This is a genomic window from Microcystis sp. M090S1, from assembly GCF_020246295.1.
Lineage (GTDB): Bacteria > Cyanobacteriota > Cyanobacteriia > Cyanobacteriales > Microcystaceae > Microcystis > Microcystis aeruginosa.
This window is the reverse complement of sequence record NZ_JADBTF010000486.1, coordinates 1-3,780: the sequence shown is the minus strand read 5'-3', so window position 1 is coordinate 3,780 and position 3,780 is coordinate 1. Positions and strand designations below refer to the sequence as shown.

The window sequence follows — 3,780 nt, the reverse complement described above, 5'->3', positions numbered from 1 at the left end:
GGCCATGTCTTTTTGTCCTACACTCTTATTTTCTGCCCAATATCTAAGACATTTATTCCGAACAAACTGGACTGTCCGAATAGCCTCATCAATGGCTTGATATTGAGATGGTTTTCCTCTAAGCTTGTACTCTAAAACAAACATTTTTCGTTATCGACCGCAACGATCGCAAAATGTTATAGCATACTGCAATTACATTGTCAACTATAGGTCAGACTTGTTTTTAGCTGTGCTTTGCTGTTCTATACAAAGTCAGCATTCATGAGGGGAACCCTGGGGCGAATTACTTCGCCCCTTTAAAAGCCCCGTCCCATGGCACTAAGCGCGAGGGACGAATGCTGACACTAAGTTAAATAACAATGAAAAGTTCTAACGGATTGGGTTAAGATCGAGACGTAACCCGAAAAAAATTGCAACAGGAATCGGTAGAAACCCCCCAGTCACTGGGGTTATTAACGGAAATTTTTTTACTGGCAATCCCTATGAACTATCATCCACCCTCACAGCCCCTGCCCGCCCCCTGTATTATTGATTCTGGCGTGGTCATCGCTAAAGAAGATATGCGTCGTCTCCTCGATGATCTCGGACGAGTTCGCTACATCCATAGTCTCGAAGGAGTGATTCAGAGTGAAGGGGAGGGATGGATAGTGGAAGTTTTCGCCGATTATCAGCAAAGCACCCTAGTTGCTAACTACAGTCTTTATCTCAATACCTATAGCTTCGATTGTCTGCGTTTAACCCGCTCTCCCGACGGTGAAACCTATTTTGATCTGATCCAAGACAATCGGCAATTACGGCTAATTCCCCTGAGTAATCCACTCCAAGACCCCGATATGAAAGCCCGTCTCAATGCCGATACCCTCGAAGCCATGGTTACTCAGGTACTTTCTGCTAAGTGGGATGTGCAGTTTGAAGACGAAGACGACAACGATTGCCCCTTTTAGGCAGCGAGCAAAAATACTGGTTACTAATAACTGATAACTGATAACTGATAACTGATAACTGATAACTGAAACAGTGGGATTTTCCTTTGAATTAATCGCCCGGTGTCCCCAAACTGGTGCGCGGGTTGGGGTTTGGCATACTCCCCACGGACCGGTAGAAACACCCCGTTTTATGCCCGTGGGAACTTTGGCCACGGTGAAAGGTTTGACCCCCGCTCAAATCGCCAGCACGGGGGCGCAAATGATTCTCGCTAATACCTATCACCTGCATCTGCAGCCTGGAGAAAGTATTATCGAGAAAGCGGGAGGTTTACACGAGTTTATGGCGTGGAATCAGCCAATATTAACAGATTCTGGTGGATTTCAGGTATTTAGCCTCAGTCAACTGCGGCAAATTAAAGAATCGGGAGTCACCTTTCGATCGCCCCGGGACGGTAGAATAATCGAAATTACGCCAGAAAAATCGATTCAGATTCAAAATGCCCTCGGTGCTGATGTGATTATGGCCTTCGATGAATGTCCCCCCACGGGAGTCAGTCATGAGACCATGAAAGCATCCATAGAACGCACCTATCGCTGGTTAGAGCGCTGTCTGAGGGCCCATCAACGACCCCAACAACAGGCTTTATTCGCCATAGTGCAGGGGGGAATTTATGAGGATTTACGGGCAGCGGCGGCGGAATCTTTAGTAAAACTCGATTTACCCGGTTATGCTATCGGTGGCGTGAGTGTGGGGGAAGAAACGAGCCTAATTCATCGCATTGTCCAGATAACTGCCCCTTTACTCCCCGAAAATAAACCCCGTTACCTGATGGGAGTGGGAACCTATCGAGAAATGGCCAAGGCGATCGCTAGTGGCATAGATCTGTTTGATTGCGTCATTCCCACCCGTTTTGGTCGCCATGGCACGGCTTTAGTACGGGGAGAGCGTTGGAACCTAAAAAATGCCCGTTTTAAGGAGGATTTCGCCCCTTTAGACGAGACTTGTCCCTGCTACACCTGTCAACACTTTAGCCGTGCCTATCTGAATCATTTAATTAAATCGGGGGAAATGTTGGGTTATATTCTCTTATCTCTGCACAATATCGCCGAATTAATCAGATTTACCCGTGAAATTCGTCAATCTATCCTAGAAGGAACTTTTGCCCAAGATTTTGCCCCTTGGCTTGAGGATGCCTTAGATGTTACCCCAACGTGATAAAATTTCAGGAAACGTTTGAAAATTTTCTTGTCAAGGTAGATAGAGAGATGGAAACTGCACTTTTGTTGGCCAAATTGCCGGAAGCATACCAAATTTTCGACCCCTTAGTCGATGTCTTGCCCCTGATTCCCCTATTTTTCCTCTTGCTGGCCTTTGTTTGGCAAGCATCCGTCGGTTTTAAATAAATCGACCCTCAATTATCAGTTATCAGTGAGCAGTTATCAGTTATCAGTTATCGGATTTGAGTTTTAAGTGAAATGACATCTTTTCACTGTTTACTGATTACTGATCCCTGAAAAAGCTTCCCAGATTAAAACAAAGTCCGGGTTAAATCAGCATCAGTCAAGTCCACATCTTCTAAAATTGCCCCGCGCAAATCGGCATAACTGAGATCCGCACCCCGGAAACTGGCCCCGGTGAGATCGGTAATAAATCCGTCTCTTTCGGGACTAGCACGAAAATTAACCCGGCAAAGTCGGCAATCAGCGAAATTAGCTCGATATAACAGGGAGCCGCTCAGATTGGCATAGTTGAGATCGGCTCCGCAAAAGTTAGTTTTGCCTAAGTCCGTGCGTTGGTCGGAAGTGGAGCGAAAATCCGTATCGATTAATACGGCCTGCTGGAGATTAGCACTGTTGAGATTAACACCGTTTAAGACGGCTTTGGTTAAATAAGTGGCTTCTAAATTGGCTTCGATGAGATTAGCCCCGCTTAAGTCCGCATCTCGTAAACAAGCTCGATAAAAGTCCACTTGACTTAAATCTGCTCCCCAGAGAATCGCCTCACTTAAATCCGCTTCTCTCAGCAGCGATCGCGAAAGGCGTATCTTTCCTAACCGCGCCTGTCGCAGATCGGCACGGCCAAAATTGACTCCTGGGAGGGCAATATTAGTTAAGTCGCTTTCCCGCAAATTAATCCCCCGAAAATCTCTTTCTCCCTCCCGATAGCGTTGACAAAGTTCTTCTAGGAGCATGGAAATTTTTTTCCATATCATAATTGAGGCAAAATGTCAAGGGTTTGGTAATTTTTATTTAGGGAGATGGAAAGCCGGCAGACTCTCGAATTCTCGGGCCCGTTGACGCATTTGCTGACTAATGCGATCGCAAACCACCTGACAGAGATCATAGATCACGGGGTCGGTAATTTGATAGTAAACGCTGACTCCTTGGGGTTGCCGCGAGATAATTCCCGCTTGGGTTAAAGCTTTCAGGTGTTTGGAGAGATTGGCCTGGCCTAGTCCGGTAGCTTCAGCGATTTCTTTACCATTCATCGCGCCTAATTGCAAGCAACTGAGAATCTGTAGGCGACTGACTTCCGACAGGACTTTGAAATAGTCCGCCACCGAAGCGAGGACGACGCTAGAGGTTTGGGGGGAGAAACTGTCTAACATAGGTAGGTAATAAAGTGACCAGTTAAAAAGGCTGACAATAGGTTATCGTTTAAAACTTTATAACTATTGACTACTATAGTTTAACTGGAGAGTTGACACTCCCCGCTCTAAAGAGACGGGGATTCTTGGTTCACAGAGATTACTTGCTTAGACAGAATTGCTTCTGAAAAAGTAGAGGTATTCTCTCCCCAAGCGTTTATTGGGTCTGGCCCATAGGTTCCGGTATGCCCTAACGTACTTAGTCC

The 3,780-nt window shown here is 46.1% G+C and carries 5 protein-coding genes and 1 pseudogene; 3 read left to right on the top strand and 3 right to left on the bottom strand.

What is annotated here, in order from left to right:
• The first annotated feature begins 482 nt into the window (after window positions 1-482).
• The 3 genes from IM477_RS21475 to IM477_RS21465 all read left to right on the top strand — a co-directional run bounded on the left by IM477_RS21475 (window position 483) and on the right by IM477_RS21465 (window position 2,330).
• Window positions 483-944, top strand: coding sequence for a hypothetical protein (locus tag IM477_RS21475; RefSeq protein WP_004163378.1), 462 nt, complete (start codon window positions 483-485; stop codon window positions 942-944).
• 73 nt (window positions 945-1,017) lie between these two features.
• On the top strand, window positions 1,018-2,142 hold the full coding sequence (gene tgt, locus IM477_RS21470) for a tRNA guanosine(34) transglycosylase Tgt (RefSeq protein ID WP_079205940.1): 1,125 nt from the start codon (window positions 1,018-1,020) through the stop codon (window positions 2,140-2,142).
• A 50-nt stretch (window positions 2,143-2,192) separates the two neighbouring features.
• Window positions 2,193-2,330, top strand: coding sequence for a photosystem II reaction center protein K (locus IM477_RS21465; protein ID WP_008206475.1), 138 nt, complete (start codon window positions 2,193-2,195; stop codon window positions 2,328-2,330).
• Between the two features lie 125 nt (window positions 2,331-2,455).
• Here the strand turns inward: IM477_RS21465 and hetL are convergent, their stop codons facing one another.
• The 3 genes and pseudogenes from hetL to IM477_RS21450 all read right to left on the bottom strand — a co-directional run.
• A complete protein-coding gene (gene hetL, locus IM477_RS21460) occupies window positions 2,456-3,118 on the bottom strand; it encodes a heterocyst differentiation pentapeptide repeat protein HetL (protein WP_287733387.1) in 663 nt (220 codons plus the stop codon).
• Window positions 3,119-3,172: 54 nt separating this feature from the next.
• Window positions 3,173-3,535, bottom strand: a complete 363-nt coding sequence (locus tag IM477_RS21455; RefSeq protein WP_002738764.1) for an ArsR/SmtB family transcription factor — start codon at window positions 3,533-3,535, stop codon at window positions 3,173-3,175.
• A gap of 107 nt (window positions 3,536-3,642) precedes the next feature.
• Window positions 3,643-3,780 (bottom strand): annotated as a pseudogene (locus tag IM477_RS21450) (RNA-guided endonuclease TnpB family protein); the annotation flags it as partial.

Coding starts and splice junctions, on each gene's coding strand:
- IM477_RS21475 (WP_004163378.1), top strand. CDS start 483: ATGAACTATCATCCACCCTCACAGCCCCTGCCCGCCCCCTGTATTATT.
- IM477_RS21465 (WP_008206475.1), top strand. CDS start 2,193: ATGGAAACTGCACTTTTGTTGGCCAAATTGCCGGAAGCATACCAAATT.
- hetL (WP_287733387.1), bottom strand. CDS start 3,118: ATGCTCCTAGAAGAACTTTGTCAACGCTATCGGGAGGGAGAAAGAGAT.
- IM477_RS21455 (WP_002738764.1), bottom strand. CDS start 3,535: ATGTTAGACAGTTTCTCCCCCCAAACCTCTAGCGTCGTCCTCGCTTCG.